A 26,949-nucleotide genomic window follows, 5' to 3' on the forward strand; every position below is an offset into this window, starting at 1 on the left:
GCAAATTAGCTAGGGTCGTTTTGAGAAGGAACATCGAGTTTCTTGAGGATATCGTCGACAATTTCGCTGGGGGTTCGTCCATCCGTATCAATGATGCAATCTGAGCTTGCTTGATAGATCGGTGTACGCTCGGTTAACACTTGTGTGATCTCAGCGAAGCCGCCAGATTGAGTGAGATTGGGACGTTGGCTATCGGAAAGGAGATCATCCGTAATGCGTTGATAAATTGTCTCAGCGGTGGCTCGTAACCAGACGACAGGGCCAGCAACCTGCAATATCTGGCGATTTTCGGGTCGTATAATGGTGCCGCCACCGAGGGCCAAGATTAGCTTGTGCTGTCGCGCCATTTGAGCAACGACTTGTGACTCGAGATCCCGAAAACGCGGCTCGCCCTCGTCGTCGAAGATTTGACGAATTGGCCGACCGACTAACGACTCGACTTCGGCATCTGTGTCGACGCAACGCCACCCGAGACGTTCGGCGAGTAGCTGTCCCACCGTTGTCTTGCCTGTACCTCGATAACCCGTGAGTGATATCAGCATAGGGCGTTCAGTTTGGACGTTCGTATTTGGCTGGGCCAATCGTGCGTTTGAGGACATCTCGCATCAGATCGGTGGGAGCCGGTTTTCCAGCGAAGTACTGGAATTGTAAGGCGGCTTGGCGAATGAACATGTCAACGCCGGTAACGACCACGCAGTGTTTTTCCTTCGCGTGTTTGATTAGCAGGGTCTGCTCCGGATTGTAGACCGTGTCGAAGACTGTCATCGCAGGACGAAGTCGATTTTTTTCGAAGGGCGTCTCGTCCACATTGGGGTGCATGCCGATCGGGGTGCAGTTGAATAGAATGTCGGCGTTGAGCGTGTGACGTAGCTCCCAGTCAATTACTTTGCAGTTTAATGTGTCGCTGAACATGGTGGCTCGTTGGGGAGAGCGAGCTGCTACGATCACGGTCGCACCACGGCGAGTGAGTCCATAGGCAATTGCCTTTGCAACGCCCCCGGCTCCGAGGATTAGGGCCGTTTTTCCGCTGAGCGATTTTTCTTGATCAGGTAGTTTCATGATCTCGGCCAAGCTGTCCATCGCTGCTCGATAGTCGGTGTTGTATCCAATGATTTGGTCGTCTTGGAACACAAGGGTGTTGGCAGCTCCAATCCCTTGAACGGCTGGGTCAACTTTTGTGCAATGCGCCAAGACCGATTCCTTATGGGGAATGGTCACGCTCAAACCTCGAATACCGATGTCAGGGCAATCCTTGAGGAATTGGCTTAATTCTTCGCGTGGAACGCGAAATGGCAAATAGACTTTGTTGAGATCTAATTTTTTGAATGCCGCGTTGTGAATCACAGGACTCAGGCTGTGTCCAATTGGGTCGGCGATGACGCCGTAGACGTCGGTGTTCTGGGTGATCGTCTCGTATCGATAGGTTTCGGTCATTTGCTTGAAGCTTAACTGACCGGGAGCCAACGTTCGTTCGTGATGGAAGGTCGCGTAGGTGAACGGGGCGCCAAAACGGGCGGCTAGGACACGTGTCGGTGTCCCCATGTCGCCCATGCACATGCCGAGAGTTGGGATGTCACTTTTGGCGATAAGGTTTAACATCCGCACGTTATCATGCGGACGATTCGCCATCGTCGCCAATTTGATGACGTCTGCTTCCATCGTCGCCATGCGGGCGTGAATCTCGTCTAGATTGTCAGGTGTTTTTGTGAAGTCATGCAGACTGATGACGCGTTTAGTTTTTCCATACCGAGGGATCGACCCGGCGACATCATCTTCAATGTCGATGTACTCGACACCTTCGGCGATTGCAGAACGCAGCAATACCAGGCGTTCGGCCTCCGTTCCGCTCCATTTTCCGCCGTCGGCTGGGCGACGGCAACTGATTAATACGGGGCCCGGACGATCATCGAGTAATCGCTTGAGGTTGACTTCACCCGAGATATAGTCGAGTCGTAGTTCGACAAGCTTGGCGCCTTCCTCAACTAAATGAGCGTGCTCTGCTCGCATGTGCCGATGTCTGCCGCGACCGATACAAACGCAAATCATGAACTTCGAGCCTAGGGGGTTAATTGAGTTGTGGGGTAGCCGTCGCAGGGATATACAGATAGGAGTTGCGAAGCATTTGCCTGCGGACAGCCGTTTCCTATTTTGGCTGACAATTGAGCTCGGATCAAATCCGTTTGAACCGACGATCGAGTTCCTGCTGGGTGAATACTAACGTGGTAGGCCGGCCGTGGGGGCAGTGGTGTGAGTCCTGAACGAGCCCGCGATGCTCAATAAGTGTCGCAATTTCGGCGGCGGAAAGCCGGTCACCCGACTTAATCGCTGCTTTGCAACTCATCATGTTCAGTAATTCATCCAGAATGTCCCGACGTTCCAATGTTTTTTCTTCGATCACTAGCTGTTTGGCGATTTGTTGGATCAGTTCGACCGGGTCGACGTTACTCAACATGGCAGGGTAGCCTGACACCAACACCGTATCACCGCCGAATGGATCGACGGCAATTCCTAGTCCTTTGAGAATTTCTTGGTTTTCCAGGACGGCGGCCGCTTCGGACGGAGCCAGGTCGACAGGCTCTGGACTCAGCAGTCGCTGAACTTCCACGGTTCCTTGAGCTGCTTTTTCTCGGAATTGCTCATAGAGAATTCGCTCATGTAACGCATGTTGATCTATGATGATCAGCCCTTCCTCACAAGCGGTGACGAGGTAACGATTGTGGGCCTGCAACGCCTGGAGTTTCTCTGGCTCGACTGACGGTTCGAGCATGTTCGATCTGCCAGCTGGGTCGGGGGAGTTCGGTGAGCCGTCGTCGGTCGTTGGGTTCGATTGCCAAGCGGACGCAGTGGGCACGGCATCAAATCGAAGTTTGACCTGCTCTCCTGTTTTAACAGGGCTGTCGAAGGGACGGTGCTCGGGGATTTTGCCCCGAGCCCAGTCGGTTACCTGAGCACGGACAGTCGCCGCTTGCGACGGGTCGACGGCGTTGACCAGCGTTGCAGAATCGGGTGCGGGCTCGACTCGAGCCGTAAGATCGGTCGCGAGAAATCGAGAACGCAGCGTGCCAAGTAATTGGCTGTAGATGCGTCCCCCATCTTGGAAACGCACCTCAAGTTTACAAGGGTGAACGTTCACGTCTACGGTGTCTGGTTCCATCTCAAAACGCAAGAAAGAGATGGGATAGCGACCCGTCAGTAGAAGTCCTCGATAGGCTTCGCCCAAGGCGTGCTGGAGCGATCGATCCTTGATATGGCGGCCGTTCAGGAATAGATATTGCATCTTGTTACTGCTGCGACTGTGTGTTGGATTAGCAACGTAGCCACTCAGTTTCAAGTTGTCTTCTTCGCTGTTCACCCAAATTAAGGCATCGGCGACGTCGCTGCCGAAAATCGCCGCAATACGTTCTCGCCAATCCGTGACGGACGGCAGATCAAACAGGGTGCGTTGGTTGTGCTGCAGAGAAAACTGCACCTGTGGGTAGGCCAACGCAATGCGGGTGAATGCTTCGGACACGTGTCCGAGTTCGGTCTGTGTCGTTCGCATGAATTTGCGACGAACGGGCGTGTTGAAAAACAGATTTCGGATTTCGAGTGTTGTGCCCTGGCTACAAGCACATGGCGCGACATCGCTGAGTTGGCCGCCATTTACCGACAGTTCGAAACCAGCCTCCGCGTCTTGCACCTTACTACGGATTCGGAGTTGGCTGACTTCGGCAATGGAGGCCAGCGCTTCACCGCGAAAACCGAGCGTATCGACTGCAAACAAATCATCGGCAGATTGAATCTTGCTTGTTGCATGACTGGCGACCGAAAGCAGTAATTGCTCCTGTGGGATTCCCCAGCCGTCATCAGAAACCCGAATCAGATCCGCCCCACCCTTTTCCAGGATTACCTGGATCTGACCGGCTCCCGCATCGATTGAGTTTTCCATCAACTCTTTGACCACGCTGGCTGGACGCTCGATGACTTCGCCGGCAGCGATTTTGTTAATCACGCTGGTGGATAATTGCTGAATGGGCGGGGGCGAATCCGTGCTCATATTCGATTTCCTCGGTCTGGATCTCAGATCCCATATTCCTTGATCTTGCGGTACAGAGTCCTTGCTCCGATTCCCAGGATTCGTGCTGACTCTTCGCGATTTCCGCCGGTCAACGTCAGAGTTTGTTCCACGGCCCAACGTTCGATCTCACTGAGCGGTTGGCCAATCAGTTCCATGGGACCACCCATCTCTTTGACGGTGTTCTTTGCCGCCGCATCGTCTTCGAGTTCCATTGGCAAATCATCGACGTCAAGGATCTCATCCGTATCGATAACCACCATGCTTTCAATCACATTTCGTAACTGTCGGACATTTCCGGGCCAGTCGAACGAGAAAAGTTTTCGGCTTGCGTTTCCACTGACCCCCCGCACGGTTTTTCGGTGTCGCTTTGTGAATTGTTTTCGGAAGTGATCGCAAAGCGGGATGATATCGTCTCGGCGGTCCGCCAAGCGGGGCAGATCAACCGTGATCACCTTTAAGCGGTGATAGAGGTCTTGTCGGAAAGAGCCATCCGCGATTGCTTCGTCAAGATTGCGATTCGTCGCTGAGAGCACACGAACATTAACGCTGACCGGCTTGTTTTCGCCGACGCGGACAATCTCGCCGCTTTCCAGCACTCGCAGTAATTTGATTTGAGTGGGCATCGGCATGTCGCCGACCTCGTCAAGGAAAAGCGTACCTCCGTGAGCATATTCAAATCGCCCGACGCGGTCGGTTTGTGCGTCCGTGTAGGCGCCACGAACATGGCCAAATAGTTCGCTTTCAAGTAAATGCTCACTCAACGCTGCGCAATTCAAGGCAACGAATGGTTTCTTTTTGCGGGGACTGTTTTGATGCAGTGCCTGTGCGATCAGTTCCTTACCCGTTCCTGTTTCTCCAGAAATTAGCACGCTGGCGTCAGTGGGAGCGAGTCGCTTGACTCGCTCAATCAACGCTTTCATTTTTTCGCTGGCATAGATAATGCCTTCGAAGCCGAAACGTTCGTCGAGACGTTGATGAAGATTGACATTGGCAAGCTTCAAGCGAACCGCATCAGCTGCCTTCTCTGTCACCGCTCGGAGTCGATCGGGGGTGAGCGGTTTTTCCAGGAAATTGAAAGCTCCCTGTTGCATCGCTTCGACGGCTTTGGGAACGGATGCATGGCCGGTAACGACGATCACTTCGCAATCCGGCAAGGCTTCTTTAGCGCGGCACAGAATCTCCTCGCCATCGATTTCATTCATCACCAAGTCGGTGATGACCACGTCGAACGAGTCCTGATCGATGTACTTGGCGCCGTCTGGTCCTGACGTGGCGACTTTGCAGGCATAGCCCACGCGATCCAGCGTTTCCGCCATGGCCTGTGCGTGGCTTTTGTCGTTATCGACCACTAGCACCCGTATGGGTGTCGTGGAATTATCGGAGGAAGACTCTTTCGCGTTCGCCATGAGGGCGATGATACAAGATCATTGCATGACGGTCGATTAGGGGACCGACAAACGGTCAAATCTCAGCGATGTGACCATCTTCGGGGTTTTCAACCGGAGCCTCTTCATTCGAGGCTTTTTGAGCGTCTTCCAGTCGAGCTGGAACCGGGAATTCTAGCGTGAATTGGGTGCCATGCCCGACTTCACTTTGAACGTCAATGCGCCCTCCATGGGCCTCGATGACCTTCCGAGCAGTCGGCAATCCCAGGCCGGAACCACCGTCTTTGGTTGAATAGAAGGCATCAAACATGTGGATTGCGGTGTTTGGATCCATGCCACAACCGGTGTCGATCAAGTCGAGGGCGACCCCTTTCCGCGTTTGACGGGTTCGTGCTGTGAGCTCTCCGCCCTCGGGCATTGCCTCCAGCGAGTTTTTGACGAGGTTGACCAGCGCAGCCTCGAGGGGCTGTTCATCTTGCATGATGCTCGGTAGTTCCGGATCGAGATAGCGAAGTATTTCAACGCGATCTTCGTCGGCTTGAGCCTGGAAGAGATCAAGCACTCGCTCAATCTGCTCATTGAGACTACCTGGTGTAAGATCCAATTTTCGAACTCGCGCGAATTTAAGGAAATCATTCAGCAAGTTTTGCAGCCGTTCGCACTGACGCTGCACAATTTGGATCTTCTGTAGTGAACGCCGGCGGTTGACGGGCTGTTCTTCTTCAATGAGGTCTTCAGTCAGCAGATCGACATTCATACGAATCACGCTGAGCGGATTCTTAATCTCGTGTGCAAGCGCACCGGCGAGCTGAGCGATTTCGTTGTATTGTTGGATCAGCTGTTGCGTGAATGCATCGTAATCAGGTTGATCGTATTCATTCATCGCGAATTATTGTACCGAAAGCAAACGCCCGGCAGCTGGCTGGCTGTCGGGCGTTTTTGGGATATCGCTTGACGACCTATTCTTGGTCATCCTGTTGTTTGTCGTCTTCACTCTCACCGCCCGCTTCGTTCTCACCCTCTGTCGCTCGGCGACGACTCAGCTTGACGCGGTCGTGGTCATCAATATCGATCACGAGCACCTTCATCATGTCACCGACTCGGCACACGTCCGATACGTTGGTAACGTACTCACCAGAAAGCTCGCTGATGTGACAGAGTCCATCTCGGCCTGGCAGGATTTCAACAAAGGCACCAAAGTCTTTGACGCTGGTGACGCGGCCTTCATAAATCTTTCCGACCTGAACCGTCTGTGTCAAAGCCTCCACCTGAGCCAAAGCTGCTTGGGCCCAATCAGCATTGCTGCTGGCGATGGTGACAGATCCTTCGTCGTCGACTTCGATGACAGCGCCGGTTGTCTCTTGGATGGAGCGGATTGTTTTGCCGCCCGGTCCAATCAGCAAGCCGATCTTTTCAGGATCGATCGAAGTGCGAATTAGACGTGGTGCGTAGCGCGAGGTTTCTTCACGGGGGCGAGAAATCACGGTGAGCATCGATCGGAGAATTTCCATGCGTGCCTCGCGTGATTGAGCCATCGTCGCCCGAATCATGTCACCACTAATTCCATTGATTTTTAAATCAAGCTGGATTCCCGTGATGCCGTTTTGCGTGCCTGCGATTTTGAAATCCATGTCACCGAAGTGGTCTTCGCTACCGAGAATGTCGGTTAACAGGACCCAGTTATCGTCCGATTGCTTAATTAGCCCAACCGAGATGCCGGCGACAGGGTTGGTGATCGGCACGCCTGCGTCCATCAGTCCAAGTGTGGCACCACACACAGAGGCCATTGAACTTGAACCATTCGATTCCAGGATGTCTGAGACGACACGAACTGTGTAGGGGAAGTCTTCCACGTCAGGCAACACTGGATTGACAGACCGTTCGGCCAAAGCACCGTGACCAATTTCACGACGTCCTGGACCCCGGATCGGCCGGCATTCGCCGACGGAAAACGAAGGGAAGTTGTAGTCCAACATAAATCGCTTGGAGTATTCTTCGCCTAGGCCATCAACTCGTTGCTCGTCACGTGAGGTGCCTAAGGTGATTGAGATGAGGGATTGAGTTTCACCCCGTTGGAAAACGGCCGAGCCGTGCGTTCGAGGTAGAACGTCTACGAAGCACTCGATGCCACGCAGGGATTTGTTGTCTCGTCCATCGGAGCGGGTACCGGCAACGATTAGGTCGCGAACCACCTGCTGTTCCAGATCATGCCAAGCAGTACCGAGGGCTGCCGAACAAACGGCATTTTCGGCATCCGGATCAGGGATGATCTCGCTCTTGACGCGGTCGTAGACTTCGCTGGTGGCTTCGCTGCGAGCTTGCTTGCCCGTCGTTTGCTGAGCCGTTTTGAGATCGTTGTAGTAGCTGTTGGTCAATCGGTCTAACAGGCCCCCATCGTCAGGTGACTCGAAAACGATTTTGGTTGGGTTGACCTTTTCTCGCAGTTCTTCCTGCATCTGGCAGATTTCTTTGATGTGTCGGTGGCACTCTTCGATCGCCTCGAACATTTGTTGTTCTGGCATTTCGCGAGCGAAGCCTTCGATCATCAATACCGATTCCATGTTGCCCGAAACGATCAGATCGAGATCGCTATCTTCCAAGGCCTCAAAGGTGGGGAATGGAACCAATTCGCCATTGACTCGTCCGAGTCGAATCGAAGAGACGGGGCCATTGAACGGAAGGGGCGAGATGTGAACAGCTGCCGCCGCTCCGTTCATCGCTAACACATCTGAGTCATTCTGCCGGTCGCTGGAAACGACAGTGGACTGGCACTGGACCTCGTCCATGAAACCATCCGCAAACAGCGGACGGAGGGGGCGATCCATCAACCGCGCCGTGAGGATCTCCTTCATGCTCGGTCGACCTTCTCGCTTGATAAAGCCACCCGGGAACTTTCCTGCTGCGGATGTTCGCTCGCGATAGTCGCACGTGAGCGGGAAGAAGTTTGTGCCCGGTCGTGCAGGACCGGTGGCACAAGCATTAAGGACGACGGTGTCTCCGTACTGAACGATGACAGCTCCTGCGGCCTGCTTTGCCAGGAAGCCGGTTTCAAACGAAAGAACCTCGTTACCAATTTGTTTCTCTACTCGAATTTTCACTTTTTCATTCCTCAACTACACAACCAACATGAAAAATTGGGCGACCCCAGGACTCAAAACTTTAACGAGAATCGCGCAGACCGGAGGGCGGGATCACTAGTTTTCAACACCCGCAACGCGCTTAGAACGATAACCGATGCACAATCGGCTGTCAGCAGATGACGGAAGGATGGCTGACGAGCAGTCAGAAGCAGCTTTACTACTTGCGAATCTCAAGCCGACCAATGATGGCCAGATACCGCTGCGGATCAATCTTCTTCAAATAGTCCAACAGGCGGCGACGACGACTTACCATGCTCAAGAGTCCACGCCGGCTGGCGTAGTCCTTGTTATGCGTCCGCATGTGTTCCGTGAGGCCATTGATTCGAGTGGTCAGAACTGCGATCTGAACCTCCGGTGATCCCGTGTCGGAATCCGCCCGTTTGTAATCTCGAATGATTTCCTGCTTACACTCTTTGGTGATGGTCATTCAACTACCTAGTCTACGCTTCGTCCTACAGCCGTATCACATTCCGTGTTCTGTTACCAACGTCGTGAGGTATCGCGATTCCCTACGCTTAGTTCTGCGTTCTCACTCCTACCACTAACCCTGACACAGTCACTAACAGATCGTAATCCTACCAATCACATTTTTATTTGCAACCGCAATTGAACCTCCGTGTTGCAATCGGCCCTCCGCCACTGGCAAGTTGAGCCGTTGAGCTAAACTCGGAGGCGCACGGCAGCGGCAGCCCTCCCTCCTGCACGGTGGAACGGTCAGCATGCTGGAACGGTCTGCAGTCGGGTTGAATCTGCAGTAACTTGCTGGCCTTACCCGCCTTTCCCGCCGCCTAATGGTCGATCATCGCACTCCGATGAGCTGTTGAGGCGCGGTGCGCCTGCAGTGGCCCTGTTTTTTCGCTCAGAAAAACCACACGAATCGAAAATGGCTTGCGGATCGCCTCGAGCACCGCCGCGTGCTACACCCGATTCAGAATCCACGCTATTCAGAATCATAGTGAGGGTCGTAGCCCGTTTCCTGGCCAGAGTACTCGCGGCGTCGCCGCCGCCCGATTCGCCTTCGCCGTGGATAATCTTCGTAGCGAGCTCGACGGCGGTGGATTGAACTGCCGGCTTCATCAATAAGAAAGCCGCCCAACAATCGGTAAAAGACCAGAATTGTCAGAGCTCCCAAGGTACCGCAGACTAGCCCGACGGAGGTAATGGGGGACACCTTGGCTTCGGTGATAAGGGAATAGACGCCACAGCCGATAATCACGCCTGTGATTCCCATCATCAGCGTGGCTAGGGTTCCTCCTGGATCTCGGCCAGGCATCAACGCTTTCGCCAACAGTCCGACACAGGTGCCAAAGCCGATCCAGATCAGCAGTAATTCGAATCCAGCTTGGACTTCTTCTGAGAAGATTGGGTCCATGGAATTTGCTCCGGTATTGAGTCGTTTCAAATGGGCGAAGTGGTTTGGCGAAAACCTTTCTCGTCGCCCATGCGGACTTCTTGCCTCAGAGATTATCGACGGGTGGGCAAAAACGACTTGAGTTGAGCAGCCTGTATATTCGTCTTATTTTGGCTTGACTGCGCAGGTTGTCAGGGTGGTGACTGTGGTTTCGGCCTGCTGCCCGCGGAGTTCAGTGGGGAGGAGCTGGACGATGAGGGGGGCGCTGGACCCTGCAGCCTGCTCACGCCAGCCGTTTCCGCCTTGGATTCGGCCCGATCACTTGCGAATTGACGCAGCCCCAGCCAACCGACGAGTGCCAGCATGAGAACGAGGGAAGCCCACAGCACGGCGTCTCTGACTACGGCTAGGCCCGTCTTTAAGTGCGGAAGGATAGCGATTGCGACGATGATCATCGTCAACGTGGACGTAATGCAGGAGATGACGGTTAGAATCTCATACAGGCTCATCAAACTTTGCCCTTCGGTCGTGACAACGCGCATCCGTTATGAGCTGGGCTTGTTGCGATCCTTCCTCTATTCCTGACCTTATCGGCCGTGTTGAAATCGTCAAGCACTTCATGGGCCGTCAGAATGATCTAGACGAAGAGTGTTTGTTGAGGCGCGCAATTATGGCGGTATGCCAAAGTCTGACGTCTCAGGCGGTCTTGCGGTGGGCGACAAAAAACCGCAGACGCGCAGCCGGTCCGCGTCTGCTGTGATTTCGATGGCGCCATGAATAGCCGTATGGAAAATTTGGCAGCCAAGTCGTTCGGAGATTGATTGGTGGCTGTGGTAGGAAGCAGGATTTCCGCTGCTGATGATGATCCATTCGGGGACGCACCAATCGGCGAACCGATCGGGGCTGCTATTTTGGCTGCCATGGTGAGGTGACAGCAGGACGTCGACGTCGACCAAGTATCGATTCAGTAGACGTTCGAGGCCGCTCTTCTCAATGTCACCTGGTAAGAGAATGGTACGCTGGCAGTAATCGATTTGCAGCACAATACTCATTTCATTGTCAGTAATCACCCGCTCCCCTTCCTGCTGATGGTTTGGCTCGGTATTCACTGGGGGTGGATGCAGTACTTTGACTCGGCAGTTTTCATGTAGAAACAGATCGCCCTCCTGGATCTCGTTCCATTCGACGCCATGTTGGGCTGCTGCGAGATGCAAGCGATGCAGAGCCGGGCGACGTCGGTGCGCATGGGGGCTGGTGTAAATCGCCCGCACGGCAAAACGATCGATGATTTCTGGAACTAAATTGTAGTGATCAAGGTCTGCATGCGAGACGATCACCGAGTCGATTCTGCTGATGCCTCGCGACCAAAGGAGGCGCGAGACGATATCGATTCCAGTTTTTGAGGCCCCGAGTTTGCCGGCATCATAGAGCGTATTTGTTCCATCGGGGAATTCAAGGAGAACACAGCTGCCGTGGCCGACTGAGATGATGGTGCACCGCAATTGCTCCCTCTTTCGACCGTTTGTCAACTTTGCTTCAGCCACAAAGACGATCAGAAAAAAGGTCCCAAACAGTAGCCAAGCACGCCGGGAATTCCGTGCCGTGGGGTGGCAGATAAGTACCATCAAAGCCGAGTAAAATAAACAAATCCAAGAAATGCCCGGGCCCGCCAGCCAGTAGTGACTGCAGGGCCACTCGTCTGCTTTTGCCACGATGCCCAGCAACAGTTGGAGCTGCCATCCGCACAGTGATCCGCTGACGACTGCCAGCGGCGGAAAGAGCACGTGCAAAATCAAAACGCCCAAGGCAGAGTACAAACTAATTGCAATTGGTAGCCATAAGACAACGCTTAGTAGGATTGAAATTGGGCAGAAGATATGAAAGTTTTTTGCAACGAGCGGGAGGGTTACCAGCCAAACCATCGTGCTGGCGAGCAGCATGCTTGCCACTCCCGTTGTGACTCTTCTTCCTAGCTTCCAGCCCATCGAACGACGTCTCCAGATCAAACGATCCAGCGGATCTTGAGGGGGGCCGTTGAACCAGCTTTTTCCTGCGATGGAGAGCGCGGTAACCGCTAAGAATGAGAGTTGTGTGCCGATTTGGAACAGTTCACAAGGGTTTCGGAGTAGGATCACCAGGGCGGCAACGGACAAGCTATTGAAGGGAGCGATTCGACGGTAGTTCAGCCATCCGAAGCAGACGATTTGAATGAGCAAGCAGGCCCTCAGCACCGGAGGTCTTGCCTCCGCAAGAACTGCGTAGCATGCGACCAAAACCATGGTGTAGACGACGTGATGCCGTCCGGGCAACAACCCGACTCGGCTCGCAAACAGAATCAATGAAGCGACGATACCGACGTGGAGGCCAGAGACGACGAGCAGGTGCATCGTCCCGGTACGGAAAAAGCTGTCCCGCTGGTGGGTGGTTAACGAGCCTCGTTGCCCCAGCAGTAAGGCACTCGCGGTTGGGGCTGTCTCGTGGGGCAGATACTGCCGAAGCGTCCAGGAACACCATCCTCGGAAATGTGCCAGCCAGTGTCGAAAGCCGGGAGCATGACGGATCAGGACGACACATTCTGGATGAGGTACTTCGAGTTGGCTCAGTTGTCTCTGGGCTCGAAAGTGTCTTGCGCGATCACGTTCACCCGGATTCTTTGGCGAGGGGATTGCACGTAGTCTACCGGTGATTTGCACATCGTCGCCCGCTCGAATGCCCGTCAATTGTCCGAGTACGGTCACTAATTGGGTTCCTGAGAGGAGCTGTTGGGGGGGGCCGGTGATCGCGTGGGCGCGGACTCGGAATTGGGTGCGAGTCATCGCGATCGGGTCGTCTGGCAGAAAAAAAACGGGACTATTTTCTACTGTTGCGCGGACGGAGATGGGAATTCCTGTCGCGACTAGGTTGCCAGTCGCATATCGGGAAATATCCCGAGTGTCGTAAAAATTCCAATACAGATGATGCCAGCCTGCTCCGCAACAGGCGATTGCTAGCAGGATTAACCCAGTGAACATTTTCGGGGATCGGCAGCTGCCCCAGCCACCCATCAAACTCAGCAATCCAATCGACCAACTCCATTCACACGCGATTTCGAGGCAATAGTCGGCTAAGATTCCCCCGCTGAAGGTGAAAAGCACAACGACCCAGCAACTGGGGCGGGAGAAAAACGGCGAGATCCATCCGTTCGGCATGACAGCACCCTAAAAAGAAGGTGATTTGCGCCGTGCTTTTGGATTTTCATCGATGGATGGAACAATTTGCAAGCTGACTCATGGGAACAAATATCAAGGTTTCATCGTCTTAGATGTTTGAAAGAGTTCTTGACGGGGAGAGACTAACCTCGACACTTAACTTAGGACAGATAGAAAAGTTTCGAGAGGCAAAAAATGTCGAATGGTGAAAACAAAGCGCACACGGCCACCGCTAACCGTATCGCTCAGCTCTTGGGTGCGAGTTACAATTCTGGCGATGGCCACGATATCCAAATTGATGACGTGGTGATTGAGGTTGAGACGACAGCTACCGTGGAGTCGAGGATTGCGCAGCTGGCAACGACCGAGGGTCGAACTTACGTCGCTTTAACCAATAAGGACGGAGTTCGCGAGGCTTTACGTTTAGCGAAGGGAACGAAAGTGGGGGTCATGGATCCCCAGGGGAATATTGTTAAGGAGTCGAATGGTGAGCCTCTCCATCAGCCGCAGGAGTGATTCTTCACAAGGACCGCCGCAACCGTCCGAGAGATTCGCAGCATGTCGATGAATCGAATTTGGAAAGTTGCCGGCGTCAACTTTGATCACTTTCACATGGGGGATTTGTTGCGGATGGTGTTCGACCACCCGCAAGCTGAGATTGTTGGTGTGTGTGACCAGCAATTGGATCGAATGGGCGATGCAATTCGCAACTTCGATATTGGCAAAGATCAAGTCTTTACCGATGTGGATGCTTGTTTGGAGACGACTCGACCGGATCTTGTGATTCTTTGTCCCGCGACGGCAGACCATGCCGAATGGGTTGAGCGGGTGGCACCCCATCAAGTGCACGTGCTGCTTGAAAAGCCCTTTGCCGCTTCGATTGCGGACGCCGATCGGATTGTGGAAGCGATGCGATCGACAGGGCGACAATTGGCGATCAATTGGCCCCTGCGATGGTATGCTTCCCACGTCACGTGTCATCGGTTGATTACCGAAGATCGAATCGGTGATGTACAGGAGGTGCATTATTACGATGGCAATCGAGGCCCCTTGTGGCACGGAGCGGACAAGATTGAACACGAGCCTTCTGCGGCTGAAAAAGATGCGAGCTGGTTTTACAAACACCAGTCTGGAGGAGGTTCACTTCTGGACTATCTGGGGTACGGAACCACTTTGGGTACGTGGTTTCAAGGGAATCGCAAGCCTTTGGAAGTAACCTGTATGACGGACCGCTCTGCCGGTCTTGAGGTCGACGAGCACAGCATCACGATTGCCCGATACGAGCATGGCTTATCCAAGTTTGAAACGCGATGGGGGACATTTACGGATCCCTGGACGCATCAGCCTCAACCCAAGTGTGGATTTGTGGTCAAGGGTAGCGAGGGAACAATCAGTAGTTACGACATGGAGTCGCAGGTTCGTCTGCAAACGCGAGCGAATCCAGCAGGAGAAGATGTTTCTGCGGAGGCTTTGGTCGCACCATTTTCGAATCCAGTTGAGTATTTTCTTCATTGCCTCGAGCGAGAATCAGCGATTGCTGGCCCGCTATCAGCCGACGTTTCTCGTATTGGACAGCAGATCGTTGATACGGCGTTTCAAAGCGCCGAACACGGACGCACGCTCAAGCTACTGAACGCTTGAGTGATCACCGGAAAGTCGATTCAGAAGGCGGTTCCAGATGGGGTCAGAAGATTCTTCGTATGGTCTGAGTCACGTTCCTGACGCTGAGGCTGTTCGTGGCCCTGAACTGGACTATCTACCGACGATGCCGACGGACTATCGGCCGAAAATTGGCTTGATTGGTGCCGGAGGGATCAGCGAATATCATCTCCGTGCCTACCAAGTTATGGGCTTGGACGTCGTTGCGATTTGCGACCTGGACGAATCCCGGGCGATTGCTCGACGCGATGCGTTCTATCCAGACGCAATGGTGACTGATGATTATCGTCGTGTTTTGGCGATCGATGAAATTGAAGTCGTCGACATAACAACGCATCCGATCGAACGTGTCCCGATTCTGGATGCTGCTTTAAAAGCCAGGAAGCACGTTCTCAGTCAGAAGCCGTTTGTCGAAGATCTCGACGATGGAGAGCGTTTGGTCGAGTTAGCCGAGCAGCAGGGAGTTAAATTAGCGGTCAATCAGAATGGGCGTTGGGCGCCGCATTTTCGTTACTTGACGTTAGCGGTTCGGCATGGCGTGGTGGGAACGGTCTCGTCAATCGACTTCGCGATGCAGTGGGATCATACCTGGACCGCCGGGACGACGTTTGAGGAAATACACCATCTGTTACTCTACGATTTCGCCATTCACTGGTTCGACATTGCGACGGTCCTGATGGAAGGACAAGAACCCGAACGTATCTTTGCAACGGTCAGGCACGCCGATTACCAGCAAGTCAAACCTCCTTTCTTGGCACAAGCCGTTGTCGACTTTCCTACGGCCCAAGTCCATCTCGGTCTTAATGCTCACGTTGTTTGGGGGCAGGAAGATCAGACCACCATCGTTGGGCAAGCAGGGACCCTGCGAGCGACAGGTCCAAGCTTGAATGAGCAGCGCGTGCAACTTTGGACAGAAGCGGGGTACTCCCCGATTCAGTTGGCAGGTTGCTGGTTCGAAAATGGTTTTCAGGGCACCATGGGTGAGTTGCTGTTGGCGATCGAGCAAGATCGTGAGCCTGAAAATTCGGCACGGTCGGTACTCAAAAGCTTGGAACTTTGCTTTGCTGCTTTGGCGAGTGCAGATCGGGGTGAGGCGGTGCGACCCGGAGAGGTACGCTGCATCTGAGCCAATCGCTATCTGAGCCAATCGCTAGCGCAAAAAAAAACCCACATTGAGTTGTGGGTTTCCCAACTGGGTTGTCTTCAGGGATTAGTTACCGAAGCCGTTGTCTTCGAGTTTGGAGTCAATTCCACCCCAAAGACCGCCCGTCTCTCCGCCTACGACGCCGATTGCCGCAATGATAGCCATCAAAATGAGGGCCAGTAACACAGCATACTCGACCGCCGTCGCAGCATCTTCATCGCGACAAAGGTTTAGGAGCTTGCGAATCATGTTTGCGTATTCAGTGATGGGATGATGTGATTGAAAGACCTTCGTTCTGAGCCTCTGTAAAAATTCTAGTATCCGTCGCCGATCGATGCGCGAAATCGAGACTAGTGAGCTGGGAAATTCCCGAGTAGCTCCATTTTGATTCCTATGATCCGCACAACTAGGGCCACGACCGGCAACAGGAACAGGCAGAAGAAAACACTGCAGCCGAGTCGTGCGAAGCCAAATGTTGATCGCGCTTGGCTCTCTTCGTCTTTTTTCTTGACTTCTCGGTCGTGCCGTCCCCGATCGTAACCGACTGCGTAAGCCTTGACCGAGCCTTCTTTTTTTCCGTCGCGATGCCCCTTATCAAAGCCAGAACGCTTCCCAGCGGAAAAGCCAAGTTGGTAGCCTGCAAGCATGCCAACTGTTGCGATGATGACAATTACGGCGATCAGAGTCGACGACATCGGATGTCTCCGTGAAATGCCCAAGAAAAAGCAATTCGCGGATTCTAATCTTGAGCCGATCGAGTCGTAAACGTTGGTTTGATGCCAAAAGGCAACCATGCTGCCTGCGCTAGATCAGGTCCTGAGGCCGCTTGCGACGACGTTGGCGGCCACATTCCTGGCAAATCCCCGAAATGATCAGACGGTGCCCGGTCACTCGAAATCCGTGCTCGCGAGCCACTCGTTCGCGAAGTTCCTTGAATTCTTCGCTGCGAAATTCGATCAGCTTGTTGCACTTTTGACAGAGGAGGTGGTCGTGCTGTGGGTAGCCGTAGTCGTGTTCGTAGACGGCTCGCCCACCAAGTGTCATTTGCCGAAGGAGGCCAGCGTCGACCAACTCGCGAAGCGTTCGATAAACGGTCGGCCGGCTGACACGTTGTGGGGTTGAGATCCGTGACAATTCATCAATCAGATCTTCCGCGTCGAAATGCTCGTGTCGCTTAAATACGTGCTCCATCAAGCTTCGTCGCTGTTGTGTAAACCGCTTGCCTTTGCTTTGAAGGTATTCTTCAAAACGTTCCATCGGCGATAGGGCAACCTGAACGGTACCGAGTGAAAACTGCGTCATCTACCGGCTCGTTTCTCCGAATTGGCACTGTTGAATCGGGTTGGGTAGGCTGAATCGTGAGATTGATCACCTCGCACCCCCACCTCTATCTTGCGATATTCGAGGTGAAATCGCTACTGCTCAATTCTAGTTTTGTGCCAGAAGACCGCAAGAGACGGTTCTCGTGATTGGGAACCGCTGGGCAGAATCGTCTGGCCAACGACCATCCCTGGCGCCGGCCGACACATGATTGGTATCGATTGGGTTAGCCAATTTCGTCGAGAAGTTTTCCGACGGCTAAATCCAGTTTTTCATCGGTTTCGTAGCTTCCTGCCGCGATTTCCGCTCGAATTTCCGTGACTCGGTCGGCACGGATATCCGCCACGCTGTGGACTTGGCTTACCATATCAGCCTCTGCCGAAATATCGACTTGGTCGATATTCTGAACATCATCAGCAGTGGCTTGCGGCTCGATCGCTCTCGCCCGATGAGGCGCTTTGATCGATTGTGGGCCATCAATATGACCGGGGCCGTTAATTTCCATGACGCTTCTCCCCCAAATTGCTTGTGAATCTGGTGCTTGAACTTAGGTTTCGAATTGACCGTTTCTTGGTTGCGACCTGTTGCGAATCAGCAAAATCGCTTCGATATTCTTATCCCGCTTATCCGCATTTCGCGAGCGCGATAAACCAGGAGCTTCGATCTCAGAGCCTTGAAATTCGCTCTCGAGTCGGGTCGCGGTCCGTGTCAAAGAAAAGCGTTCCGTGCGTCAGACGTGACAATCGCGAGGACCAGAGTGAAGTCAGGATACGGTATCGGCCAATTTGCTGAATCGCATCGACAAAAGTTTTACTCGGCCTCTTGGTGCGGTTATCGCATCTCTCGGCAACTGTAGCAACTTTGCGGGATCGCGGTATCGAAAGCGAAATAACCTCCATGTTGATTCTTAAAAGATCGCGGGTTAGCACCAGTTTGCTGTCTGTTGTTGTGCATTTGGCACTTTTTTCGACGACTGGCGTCGCGCCGTGGTCCGTGGCGCCTTGTCATGCTGATACGTGTCGGTTCATCAACTGGTTCATCAGGACCCTTCTATTAAGACTGGTCCGTTTGAACGTCACATCCGGTCAGTGAGTCATTCCGTCTGATCGGCGCGTGAGCCGGAGTATAGGAAATCACGTCCTGACTCACAATGTCAGCCAGGTCGCGTCTCGTCGGGGATACTGGCATGGGGTTGCTATCGGGTTATTGCTGGCAATAAAGAAAGTAACGGATTTTTGGCGGCCTGCCCGAGGGGAAAAACGCGTTGTTTTTGAAGCCGATTTTAACGAATGCAGGTACCTACCGACTTTGGGGGAGGTGAACCTCGAACTGCTCGCAGGTTTCTACGTAATGACTATGATGATTAGTAAGGGAAAGCTATCGCGCGAGGGATTCGTCGATGTTGCCCGCTTGGGATGGCACAGCGTTTCAGGAGGCATTCTAAATGGCACATGAAACACCAGAATCTTTGTTACTCGTTTTATCAAAGGGAGCCGGGGGAAGCCGACTGGCTGTCGATTTGGAGTCTTTTTTGCAATTCAACGCGGAAATTGACCAGGATTTGGACAATCTGTTGGACCGTTGGGCGGATTTTGCCACACCTTCGTCGATGCGAGAGGGGAGTTGGCGGAGTCGCGAGATGTAATTTGACCGTCGCCCGAGACTCAAAAGTAGGTGACTGGTTCCTGCGGCGAACTGCCAGATTCCTGCGGCGAACTGCCAGAGATGATTGTTCTTGAACAACTCTTCCGATCGGCTGATTGCGGCCGATGGGATCTTTTTTGACTTTTGGGTGGCATCGTCACTCCACCCTCCTCCGATCAATCGTAATGGTCTCTCTCGGTGATTGACGACGCTTGTCGCTTGGCTTTCGAGTTTCGGTCAGCGATCGACTCTGCTGGGGGACCTGCTATTTTCGACGTGCAAACAGATCGACTTCAACCCAGAATGGATGCAACCGATCGACCCGCGTTCGTGCGTCTTCGAGCATTGTTTGGATGTCTGGGCTTAAGTTGTGATTTCGTGTTTTGCCGTTGAATGTGATGGCAACGCGGCGGCTTAAATCGATCCATTCGGGGGCGAGCCAGAGGGTCGCTTGTTTTGCTCCCGTTTTGACTCCCACCTTGTTATTGGTATAGACGCGAAATGAGATATTGGTGGGGCGAGTGGCTCGCGGCGGTGGCCACTGGAGCGGTGACACCACCGATCGCTCAGGGAGCTGTGACATCTCGAGGCACCAGAAGAAACTATCGCTCTCCCGCATCGAAACGCATTCGAATTCACGACGGTAGAAATCTCGGCGGTGAAGTCTCATCCAGTCGAAGATTCGGTGGATTTCATCGTAAAAATGCTCGTGGCCACGGCCAATGTATTCCACGAGCGTCGTGTCAAATTTAGGACGGGTCATGTAACGGTCGATGTCGCGACCATTCATTGTCATTTTGTCGCCATCCAGCTCGCCAGAAACGAGGTAGAGTGGCACATATTTGGCGTTTTCCCAGTATTGCGAGATGTATTTTGGTGAATTGTTGCCGTAATCGGCAACAGCAACGATCGGGATCACACCTGCCCAAAGGTCGGGATGTGACAGGCCGATGTCCCAGGCCGCGTCTCCCCCGATTGAATGGCCGCTGAGAAACACCCGATCAGTGTCGATGGCGAAACGCCGGGCCGCGTCCCGAAGGCTTGCCAGCACCGCACCATGTTCGCGTGAGGAGTAGCCGTAGCGACTCTGATTGGGGTGCGTCCAGTGGGGAGCGATCACAATGTATCCGTGTCGTGTTGCCTGCCCGAGTCGAACTTTGTGGGTTTTACTGTAAGCGCCAGCCCACCAATCGATTTGCTGGCCGGGAGTTCGCCCTGCCCCGTTGAGTGTGATGATGGTTGGGTAGTTACGATCCGGTGAATACTCGTCGGGAAGTTGAACTTCATATTTTACCGGGTTCGAACCTGGCGTTTGGAGTTTGAAGTGTCCAACGGGTGCATTTGGCTGGGGTTCGGTCACCAGTGGGGGTTTGAGCAGTTTTAGAATTTCTGCCACACGAGTTGGCGTTCCACCCTCTTCCTGTCCAAGTCGTTGGAGAATCGAGGCTCGCGCTTGAGGGGTGGTGGTCGTCAGGTATTCGTCCACGAGATCTCGGGAACGGACTAAGCTTAACGCCTCAGATAAATTCTGCGATGCGGCTCCGGATCCGACCACCCAACCGCTGATTAATAAGGCCAGTTTGTTTTCGTTTGGCATATTGAGATCATCTGAGAGGCGTTGGAAGTCGGCAAGTCTCGGTAGCATATTGCTTCCCAATTCTTCCGCCAATTCTCGCTGGACGGATTCCAGCTCGCCCTGCCAGCGTTTGTTCTCGGTGGCACGAATTAAGTCATTCAATTGGGTTTGAATTCTAGCGACACGGCTGGCGTTTTCTTCATATTCCTTCTGTAATTCACTCACCTTGACCATTACCTGCGTCGCAACTCCGTCGCTCGGGAACGAATTCAGAAAGGTTTGCACCCGCTGATGTTGTCCGGCATTTTTTCTCAGCGTTATCTCGTCAACTAACCTTTGAGCGCTGTATTGCCGAAGTTGAGTCAATAGTTCTTGCAGTTCCTGCAATTCCGGAAACTCCCGCATCGCTTGTTCCAGTTCGATGCGTGCATCGTTGTATCGTTCGGCACTGAAAAGAAGTCGCACTATTTTTAAACGCCCGTCCGCGTCCGATGGTGACACATTTCGCAGCAATTCGCTGAGTGTTTCACGCGGAATCGAACTGGTCGCGATCCGAGAGTCCCATTCAATTGCAGGTGTTCCCGCTAGGCCCTGCAGTTTTGTGTAGAGAGGCGTGATTTCCGTAATGCCTTGCACAATGTCAACACGTCCTCGGGCCGTTTGGATTGAAAATGTGCGATGGCCGTATTTGTCAAATGGAGAGACCCCTAGAATCGATGTGATGCTGCCCACACGGCGTCGGCCTTTGGCGACCGTCTGGTTAACTCGAATTCGTTCGAGATTGTCTGAATCACTTTCGCGAAGCGAGCCATCCTGGACTTGATACCAAGAGAGGTAGGTTCGACGGAGGCCATCGTCGAGCAGCACAATTTGGTTAACATCGACGCCTCCCGCCGAAATATTGGCGACCAGGGGGTTTTCGGCGACGCTCGAGAGATAACCGAGCTTTCCGCGGAGCAGCATGCCGTTTTTCGCCATCAATTCGGCGGCGAACCCTGGGCCGACTTGGGCCGCAAAGGCAAGACCACATGCGATGGTCGTCCAGAGCACGTGCCTGCATGACCATTGATTGTTCGAATGACAGCGCAAGCAAACGGTCATCATAAAAAACCTCTTCGATAAAGCTGTTCCGGCTGCGGAACGATTGGTGAACGCTTGGCTGGCTCTGATTTGAACCGGCTGCACTGAATCGCTCCGCTCATTCCATTCTGTCGGCCAAGTCGACAAAAAGTCAACTGAATCCGTATGCTTTATCTCGATTTACCGTCAATGGCCAGGATTGACATGCACGCCGGTGACACGCACAATCGGATCGTTCCGCATTTTCCGATGATGAGATAAACGCTTCGTGAATTCTCAGCGCTTCGTGACATTCTTGGTGGTTGCTTTGCCCGTTCTTGTCGTGGCTTTTGCCGTGTTGATGGGGGGCTATGCCCTGTCGGTGGTGGCTCAAGATGCGGCCGGTGCGCGAGTGCTCTGGTGGGTTGCGATGGTCTGCATCATGTTACTCGTGATGAATGTCATTCTGCTTGTGGGGCTGCTCGGCTTCGAGCACCTGCGTCGTTCGAGTCAGCAAAAAACGGATTTTGATCAGCAAGCCTAGTATTGTGTGGCGGGTTCACTGGGGCCGCCGCGGCGAATGGAAGTAGTCGGCCAAGGAACAGCCAACCCATGGTTCAATTCATTTGTCCCGAATGTGAGCAACCTCTTGAAGGTGTGAATGATACGACTGCACCCATTCTCTGTCCAAGTTGTGGCATTCATCTCAGCTTGGATGGGGTTGGTCCAAGCCTATCATCGCGTCTGGAGCGAGACGGACCACCTCCCGTGCCTAAAGCCGATTATGAGCAAGCATGGATGGCACCGGACGGGGGATTTTTGCGCGTTCGTCGGTCGATTGTCTATTCACAGGCCGTGCTGCTCGCCGGTGTTTCAATTGTTTCGTTCGTTTTGGGGGCCGGGTTCGGTGGGCTGTATTCGACCGATTCAGGACGAGGGCAGCCGATTGATGGACCGTGTGATATTCAGGGAACGGTGAGTCAAGCGAACGGAAACGAGCAGGTGGTTGCTTTGGGGCAAGCCGTCGTTATCTTTGTTCCCGTGGATCGACGTCCGGAGGAACGTTGGTCGATCCAGGGAATCAGTTCAGCGGGGAGTTTACCGCCGTCGGATCATCCATCATTGGTCGGTATTCGTTTATTGGGTGGGGCCTATGCCAAAACCGATCCTCGCGGCCGGTACGCGGTACGGGTGGCGGCTGCTGGAGATTACTACGTTTTGGTGCTCGGCGGGCGTCAGAAACGTAAATCTGACTGGAATAAACGCGATCTGGCGGAGATTGGGCGATATTTCGAGGACGTGATGGGACTGTTGGCCAACAGGGAATATCGCTGGCAAAAAGTGACGGTCACGCCTGGCGAACGGTGGGACGTGTTGTTTGAGCCGATTCGTTCCGAGCGTGATGGCCAGTCATCACGGCATTGATCACGTCTGTCACGTCGAACCAGTATTCGGTCCCCAGCTGATCTCGTAACAAATCCAGTCGACGGTCGGCCACATCAATGACCTGTTGTTGATGTGCTTCGACTTCCATCCAACGAAGTAGATCGTATTCATCACTCAGGTAAGTCACGATGAAAGGCTGTTTTTCCGTTCCTTCACCTGTTGTCGTCAGACCCAACAGGCAAGCGCGACTAAGCTGCTTTTCTCGTTCTGCTGAAGCTGTATCACCCGATTCTAGGGCCGAAATCCCAACCAAATAGTGGAATCGGGGGCTTAGACTCCAGATCGGCAACAATTCCAGAGCGTTTTTGCGTACCCGGGAGTAGTCACCCGCATCGAAGGCTAATTCCAGATTACGTAACCCATTTGAGTACGGATCGTAATCCGGATGTTGAATGATCTGTTCGCGAGCGAAGAGATAATTGTCGCGGGTTGGTTCTTCGACGAAACTCAGGAAGCATTCATCGAAGGTTGAACTTCGCATAGCAACTCGCTGGGTTAAGAAAACGATTGGGAGTTGATCGCAAGTTGTTTCACACGACTGCTACCAATCGTAACGACAACAGAAGGACGAGGCAACAATCAATCGGCGTTATTTTGGTGAGTGAGCCGATGACGAGCTGTTGTCGTGCCGTTGATGAGCAACAGCGAAGATAGGCGCATCGCAACTCCTCGAATGGTTCAGCCGATGATTTCCCGCTTTCGCTTCACGTAGTCCCAGACGACGAAACGATCGAGGTCTTTCCCTGCTGTGAAGAACACTCTTCCTTTCGTGCTTTCAGCGAGCCGATGTGCAAATCGAATATCTTCCTTTGATTGGGACCAACTGGGGATCAGAAACAGATTGATGGTGATCGCTTCCCGAGAACATAGTTGTCCTTCACGCATCGTCGCGGCTTCGGTGCGTGGATCCGGTGGATAGAGCATATAGAGCCAGGAGTCATCAAAATGTGCGGTGGGTAGCCCGTCGGTGATCAGGATGACCTGTCGATTGGGCGTGTCTTGAGTTGCCAAGAGGCGTCGGGCTAACTGTAAGCTGTGCTGAATGTTAGTGAAGTGAGGGTGAATCATGCCTTCTGAAATATCATCCCGACTCATATCGGCTCGTAATTGCACAATGGGGTCATGAAGGGTGACCGGCTTGGGCATTAAATCAATGATCTCGACAGCCGATCGGGCTTTGGCGAACGTGAACATTTCGATGAACTGAAGGAAATCTCCGGGGAACTCCCGGCGAATGAGCCCGTCCAGTGCCAATGCCATGCGTTTTACGTTGATATACTGACCGTCGTACCGCATCGATCCACTCATATCCATGATCACCACGGTCGCGCACTTTGGCGTATTTCGGGTGCGATGGACCTCGATATCGTCATGTTTGATCTGAATCGGCAGTTGAGGGCCCTCCCGCAGCATGGCATTGATGAGGGTTTGAGGAATGTCGATGTTGGCGAGCGAGTCGCCAAATTCGTAAGGTTTGGTGGCGGGGATTTCAACCGCTCCCTCGCCGTCGATTGGGCCTTGGTGTCGCCCTGTACGAGCCGCTTGAAGGTCGCTGAAGATGCGTTCCAATAAGCGGCCTTGGAACATGCGGTAGGCCTGGGGAGTCAGTTGAAAGGCACCGTCCTTTTTTTCTAATCCTTGACGTTCGGCGATTTCACGCGTGTAGTCCTCAATCATTTGTTGCAGAGCTTGCAGGTTTTCGAGATCCCCCGGTTCGGCGAATTCGGACAAAGCATCCAGGTCAACCAGGCCAATTTGTGCGTTTTCCTTTGCCTCTTCGAGCTGCTTAAGCAACTCGTCAATTCGGGCTAACTCCTCTTTGATGGCTATCGCTTGAGGTACATCCATCGATCGACGTCCGGTGAACTGGTACTTCGACGTGAGTTCGTCGATTTCGTACTGTTCTCCCAAGCGTTCAATCAACTGGACAAGATCACGTGCAAAGGGTGATTGGTCGTCGGAGGCTGCATACCAAAGGCGTTCCAGTTGGTACAGTTGCTCGGTTCGGACGGCCTGGTCGAATCGGCCCTTCAACCGTTTAGGCGGATTCGATTCGCGACTTAGATCGCGAAAATTGTTGCGAGCGGTCGTTTGGACCTGATGCGTTTCGTAGGTCTCGAGAATCTTGCGTTTGCGTTCCAAGAGCATCGCGATAAGTGCGTCAATGCTCGGGCCCAATCCTTGGATTTGACTTGGATCGAGTCGAACTGCCCTCGCCAATTCCTCAGGCGTCAGATCGCTTTGACCGCCAAACATGAGCCAATGTTCAAACGCTTTTGAGACGAGGTCGGGATCTGGTTGCGTCGGACTCGGGAACCGTTTTGGATCGTACTTTTGGTAGGTGTGGATCACGCCGCCGAGTGGCCGTTGCTCACGTTTCATAGGAAATTCGTCCATGGTGTTGGGAGCGAGAGATCCGTTCGGTGGCGTACAGTCCTGCCAACACGAATTCAACACAAGACGCTCGAACGGCCGTATCCTCGGCTGCGTTCACCTCGAACGCTTTTGTCCAAACCGGAGGAACGCGCTGCAGCATCTCCGCATAGTGAGACGAGGGCAGCATGTCACCTACCTCAATTCGGACGCCTTTGGAAAAGATGGCGGCAATCTCCTCCAGTCCGTGTCGATCAACATATTCTTCGAAGACGACTCGAATCGCCTCGGCCGTGACTGCATCGAGAACTTGTCGCTCGCTCATCTGGCTACTGCCCATTAAGTCGAGTTCCAGTTTTCCTAGAGCGGACGAGTAGAGGTGCCCCAGATCACTGATTCGCGGTACTGCTGGTCGTTCGTCCAGTACGACACCCCGTTGACGAGCGCTGGCGATCATCGTCCGATAGTTGGCAATCGAGAATCTGGCGCTGACTCCCGATTGTTGGTCGATGTATTTCGAGTGTCTCGCTTGAATGGTGATCTGCTCGACAATTTCCTTCATGAAATACGGTACCGTCACCGGGTAGGGACCCTCGAGATCCATTCCGGATTCTTGCTCTATGATCTGAACGCCGAGTTGTCTCTCGCGCGGATAATGCGTGTGAATAATTGAGCCAATTCGATCTTTCAGCTGAGGAATGACTTTTCCACTGCGATTGTAGGTGGACGGGTTTGCGGAAAACAAAATCAAGATATCAATGTCAAAACGGACGGGGTAACCTCGAATTTGCACGTCGCGTTCCTCGAGGATGTTGAATAGTCCCACTTGAACCAGTTCGTCGAGTTCAGGGAGTTCGTTGATCGCAAAGATCGCTCGATGCATCCTCGGAATCAGTCCAAAATGCAACGCCTCTTCGGTCGACATACTAGCGCCGCCCGCCAATTTGGCTGGATCAATCTCACCGATGATGTCCGCAAACTTCGTCCCCGGCGCCAGACGTTCTGCATAGCGGTCTTCCCTGGCCCACCAAGCGATCGGAACCGACTCTTCATCGTGATCGAGGATAAATTGACGTGCAATTTGGCTGAGCGGACAGTAAGGATCTTCGTGAAGTGGCGCCTGGGGGATATCGAGGTAGGGAATGTGAGGGTCGAGAAACCGAACCAAATTTCGCATCAGGCGACTTTTGGCCTGCCCTTTTTCGCCCAAGAACAACATGTCGTGATTCGCGATCAGTCCGAGGTTGATTTCTGGCACCACGGTGTCTGTGTAGCCCAGAATCCCCGGAAACAGATCTTCTCCTGTTGCCAATTGATCGATGAAGTTGTCATAAATCTCCCGCTTGATGGATTTCGACTGCCATCCGCTCTCACGCAATTCTTGGAGATTGGTTGCTCGTTGACTGATTACTGACATAAACGTAGGACTCCGCGATCATCAGAAATAAGGACCGAACGATTATAGAGGGTGTCGCGGGTTGGCCAACCGTTGCTACGGCCAAGCCAGCGACGATCTTGATTTTTCACAGGCGAGCAACCATGGATTGGCCGCAAGTTGCGACGCCTTCGATCGGAAAGGAGCAATTCGCTTCATCAGTAAAAAAAAC

At 53.3% G+C, this 26,949-nt stretch carries 23 protein-coding genes; 6 read left to right on the forward strand and 17 right to left on the reverse strand.

From position 1 onward, the window contains the following. Positions 1 to 5 precede the first annotated feature (5 nt). From P8N76_00935 to P8N76_00975, 9 genes are all read right to left on the reverse strand, one after another. Positions 6 to 542, reverse strand: coding sequence for a shikimate kinase (locus P8N76_00935; GenBank protein ID MDG2380215.1), 537 nt, complete (start codon positions 540 to 542; stop codon positions 6 to 8). Between the two features lie 7 nt (positions 543 to 549). After that, a complete protein-coding gene (gene aroE, locus P8N76_00940; protein ID MDG2380216.1) occupies positions 550 to 2,046 on the reverse strand; it encodes a shikimate dehydrogenase in 1,497 nt (498 codons plus the stop codon). 124 nt (positions 2,047 to 2,170) lie between these two features. Then, on the reverse strand, positions 2,171 to 4,036 hold the full coding sequence (mutL, locus tag P8N76_00945) for a DNA mismatch repair endonuclease MutL (protein MDG2380217.1): 1,866 nt from the start codon (positions 4,034 to 4,036) through the stop codon (positions 2,171 to 2,173). 23 nt (positions 4,037 to 4,059) lie between these two features. Continuing rightward, positions 4,060 to 5,463 (reverse strand): sigma-54 dependent transcriptional regulator, encoded by a 1,404-nt coding sequence (locus P8N76_00950; GenBank protein MDG2380218.1) that lies wholly within the window; start codon positions 5,461 to 5,463, stop codon positions 4,060 to 4,062. 55 nt (positions 5,464 to 5,518) lie between these two features. Beyond that, positions 5,519 to 6,325 carry an ATP-binding protein gene (locus P8N76_00955; protein ID MDG2380219.1) on the reverse strand — a complete coding sequence of 269 codons (807 nt, stop codon included), beginning with the start codon at positions 6,323 to 6,325 and terminating at the stop codon, positions 5,519 to 5,521. Positions 6,326 to 6,401: 76 nt separating this feature from the next. Then, positions 6,402 to 8,540 carry a polyribonucleotide nucleotidyltransferase gene (pnp, locus tag P8N76_00960; GenBank protein MDG2380220.1) on the reverse strand — a complete coding sequence of 713 codons (2,139 nt, stop codon included), beginning with the start codon at positions 8,538 to 8,540 and terminating at the stop codon, positions 6,402 to 6,404. A 199-nt stretch (positions 8,541 to 8,739) separates the two neighbouring features. Further along, positions 8,740 to 9,009, reverse strand: a complete 270-nt coding sequence (rpsO, locus tag P8N76_00965) for a 30S ribosomal protein S15 (protein MDG2380221.1) — start codon at positions 9,007 to 9,009, stop codon at positions 8,740 to 8,742. Between the two features lie 513 nt (positions 9,010 to 9,522). After that, positions 9,523 to 9,954, reverse strand: a complete 432-nt coding sequence (locus tag P8N76_00970) for a GlsB/YeaQ/YmgE family stress response membrane protein (protein MDG2380222.1) — start codon at positions 9,952 to 9,954, stop codon at positions 9,523 to 9,525. A 647-nt stretch (positions 9,955 to 10,601) separates the two neighbouring features. Beyond that, the gene (locus P8N76_00975) at positions 10,602 to 13,121 is read right to left on the reverse strand and encodes a ComEC/Rec2 family competence protein (GenBank protein ID MDG2380223.1); all 2,520 of its coding nucleotides are present in this window, start codon (positions 13,119 to 13,121) and stop codon (positions 10,602 to 10,604) included. A gap of 195 nt (positions 13,122 to 13,316) precedes the next feature. Between P8N76_00975 and P8N76_00980 the strand changes: the two genes are divergently transcribed. Genes P8N76_00980 through P8N76_00990 form a run of 3 tightly spaced genes read left to right on the forward strand, consistent with a single transcriptional unit; the run spans position 13,317 to position 15,906 of the window. After that, a complete protein-coding gene (locus tag P8N76_00980; protein ID MDG2380224.1) occupies positions 13,317 to 13,637 on the forward strand; it encodes a hypothetical protein in 321 nt (106 codons plus the stop codon). A 48-nt stretch (positions 13,638 to 13,685) separates the two neighbouring features. Further along, entirely contained in the window at positions 13,686 to 14,762 is a 1,077-nt protein-coding gene (locus tag P8N76_00985) for a Gfo/Idh/MocA family oxidoreductase (protein ID MDG2380225.1), read from the forward strand. A gap of 37 nt (positions 14,763 to 14,799) precedes the next feature. Then, positions 14,800 to 15,906 (forward strand): Gfo/Idh/MocA family oxidoreductase, encoded by a 1,107-nt coding sequence (locus P8N76_00990; GenBank protein ID MDG2380226.1) that lies wholly within the window; start codon positions 14,800 to 14,802, stop codon positions 15,904 to 15,906. An 84-nt stretch (positions 15,907 to 15,990) separates the two neighbouring features. Here the strand turns inward: P8N76_00990 and P8N76_00995 are convergent, their stop codons facing one another. The 4 genes from P8N76_00995 to P8N76_01010 all read right to left on the reverse strand — a co-directional run bounded on the left by P8N76_00995 (position 15,991) and on the right by P8N76_01010 (position 17,749). Continuing rightward, on the reverse strand, positions 15,991 to 16,173 hold the full coding sequence (locus tag P8N76_00995) for a Flp family type IVb pilin (protein MDG2380227.1): 183 nt from the start codon (positions 16,171 to 16,173) through the stop codon (positions 15,991 to 15,993). 101 nt (positions 16,174 to 16,274) lie between these two features. Beyond that, positions 16,275 to 16,619: a hypothetical protein gene (locus P8N76_01000; GenBank protein MDG2380228.1), complete on the reverse strand. Its 345-nt coding sequence runs from the start codon at positions 16,617 to 16,619 to the stop codon at positions 16,275 to 16,277. Positions 16,620 to 16,728: 109 nt separating this feature from the next. Continuing rightward, entirely contained in the window at positions 16,729 to 17,226 is a 498-nt protein-coding gene (locus P8N76_01005; GenBank protein MDG2380229.1) for a transcriptional repressor, read from the reverse strand. A gap of 244 nt (positions 17,227 to 17,470) precedes the next feature. Next, positions 17,471 to 17,749 carry a flagellar biosynthesis anti-sigma factor FlgM gene (locus P8N76_01010; protein MDG2380230.1) on the reverse strand — a complete coding sequence of 93 codons (279 nt, stop codon included), beginning with the start codon at positions 17,747 to 17,749 and terminating at the stop codon, positions 17,471 to 17,473. Between the two features lie 939 nt (positions 17,750 to 18,688). On the opposite strand from P8N76_01010, the gene P8N76_01015 reads away from it, so the two are divergent. After that, positions 18,689 to 18,889 carry a hypothetical protein gene (locus tag P8N76_01015; GenBank protein MDG2380231.1) on the forward strand — a complete coding sequence of 67 codons (201 nt, stop codon included), beginning with the start codon at positions 18,689 to 18,691 and terminating at the stop codon, positions 18,887 to 18,889. A gap of 264 nt (positions 18,890 to 19,153) precedes the next feature. On the opposite strand, the gene P8N76_01020 is transcribed toward P8N76_01015, so the two are convergent. Further along, positions 19,154 to 21,568, reverse strand: a complete 2,415-nt coding sequence (locus tag P8N76_01020; GenBank protein ID MDG2380232.1) for a peptidase — start codon at positions 21,566 to 21,568, stop codon at positions 19,154 to 19,156. A 244-nt stretch (positions 21,569 to 21,812) separates the two neighbouring features. Between P8N76_01020 and P8N76_01025 the strand changes: the two genes are divergently transcribed. Then, complete coding sequence (locus P8N76_01025; protein ID MDG2380233.1) at positions 21,813 to 22,067, forward strand: hypothetical protein; 255 nt, start codon at positions 21,813 to 21,815, stop codon at positions 22,065 to 22,067. 68 nt (positions 22,068 to 22,135) lie between these two features. After that, positions 22,136 to 22,948: a hypothetical protein gene (locus P8N76_01030; GenBank protein ID MDG2380234.1), complete on the forward strand. Its 813-nt coding sequence runs from the start codon at positions 22,136 to 22,138 to the stop codon at positions 22,946 to 22,948. Here the strand turns inward: P8N76_01030 and P8N76_01035 are convergent. The 3 genes from P8N76_01035 to P8N76_01045 form a co-directional block, all read right to left on the reverse strand. Next, a complete protein-coding gene (locus tag P8N76_01035) occupies positions 22,872 to 23,450 on the reverse strand; it encodes a DUF4919 domain-containing protein (protein ID MDG2380235.1) in 579 nt (192 codons plus the stop codon). The genes P8N76_01030 and P8N76_01035 overlap by 77 nt on opposite strands. Positions 23,451 to 23,647: 197 nt before the next feature. Beyond that, entirely contained in the window at positions 23,648 to 25,351 is a 1,704-nt protein-coding gene (locus P8N76_01040) for a VWA domain-containing protein (GenBank protein MDG2380236.1), read from the reverse strand. After that, on the reverse strand, positions 25,341 to 26,759 hold the full coding sequence (locus P8N76_01045; GenBank protein MDG2380237.1) for a magnesium chelatase: 1,419 nt from the start codon (positions 26,757 to 26,759) through the stop codon (positions 25,341 to 25,343). The genes P8N76_01040 and P8N76_01045 overlap by 11 nt, the downstream gene beginning before the upstream one ends. Between the last annotated feature and the right edge of the window lie 190 nt (positions 26,760 to 26,949).

This window comes from Pirellulaceae bacterium (assembly GCA_029243025.1).
Lineage (GTDB): Bacteria > Planctomycetota > Planctomycetia > Pirellulales > Pirellulaceae.

Coding starts and splice junctions, on each gene's coding strand:
- P8N76_00935 (MDG2380215.1), bottom strand. CDS start 542: ATGCTGATATCACTCACGGGTTATCGAGGTACAGGCAAGACAACGGTG.
- aroE (MDG2380216.1), bottom strand. CDS start 2,046: ATGATTTGCGTTTGTATCGGTCGCGGCAGACATCGGCACATGCGAGCA.
- mutL (MDG2380217.1), bottom strand. CDS start 4,036: ATGAGCACGGATTCGCCCCCGCCCATTCAGCAATTATCCACCAGCGTG.
- P8N76_00950 (MDG2380218.1), bottom strand. CDS start 5,463: ATGGCGAACGCGAAAGAGTCTTCCTCCGATAATTCCACGACACCCATA.
- P8N76_00955 (MDG2380219.1), bottom strand. CDS start 6,325: ATGAATGAATACGATCAACCTGATTACGATGCATTCACGCAACAGCTG.
- rpsO (MDG2380221.1), bottom strand. CDS start 9,009: ATGACCATCACCAAAGAGTGTAAGCAGGAAATCATTCGAGATTACAAA.
- P8N76_00970 (MDG2380222.1), bottom strand. CDS start 9,954: ATGGACCCAATCTTCTCAGAAGAAGTCCAAGCTGGATTCGAATTACTG.
- P8N76_00975 (MDG2380223.1), bottom strand. CDS start 13,121: ATGCCGAACGGATGGATCTCGCCGTTTTTCTCCCGCCCCAGTTGCTGG.
- P8N76_00980 (MDG2380224.1), top strand. CDS start 13,317: ATGTCGAATGGTGAAAACAAAGCGCACACGGCCACCGCTAACCGTATC.
- P8N76_00985 (MDG2380225.1), top strand. CDS start 13,686: ATGAATCGAATTTGGAAAGTTGCCGGCGTCAACTTTGATCACTTTCAC.
- P8N76_00990 (MDG2380226.1), top strand. CDS start 14,800: ATGGGGTCAGAAGATTCTTCGTATGGTCTGAGTCACGTTCCTGACGCT.
- P8N76_00995 (MDG2380227.1), bottom strand. CDS start 16,173: ATGATTCGCAAGCTCCTAAACCTTTGTCGCGATGAAGATGCTGCGACG.
- P8N76_01000 (MDG2380228.1), bottom strand. CDS start 16,619: ATGTCGTCGACTCTGATCGCCGTAATTGTCATCATCGCAACAGTTGGC.
- P8N76_01005 (MDG2380229.1), bottom strand. CDS start 17,226: ATGACGCAGTTTTCACTCGGTACCGTTCAGGTTGCCCTATCGCCGATG.
- P8N76_01010 (MDG2380230.1), bottom strand. CDS start 17,749: ATGGAAATTAACGGCCCCGGTCATATTGATGGCCCACAATCGATCAAA.
- P8N76_01015 (MDG2380231.1), top strand. CDS start 18,689: ATGGCACATGAAACACCAGAATCTTTGTTACTCGTTTTATCAAAGGGA.
- P8N76_01020 (MDG2380232.1), bottom strand. CDS start 21,568: ATGATGACCGTTTGCTTGCGCTGTCATTCGAACAATCAATGGTCATGC.
- P8N76_01030 (MDG2380234.1), top strand. CDS start 22,136: ATGGTTCAATTCATTTGTCCCGAATGTGAGCAACCTCTTGAAGGTGTG.
- P8N76_01035 (MDG2380235.1), bottom strand. CDS start 23,450: ATGCGAAGTTCAACCTTCGATGAATGCTTCCTGAGTTTCGTCGAAGAA.
- P8N76_01040 (MDG2380236.1), bottom strand. CDS start 25,351: ATGAAACGTGAGCAACGGCCACTCGGCGGCGTGATCCACACCTACCAA.
- P8N76_01045 (MDG2380237.1), bottom strand. CDS start 26,759: ATGTCAGTAATCAGTCAACGAGCAACCAATCTCCAAGAATTGCGTGAG.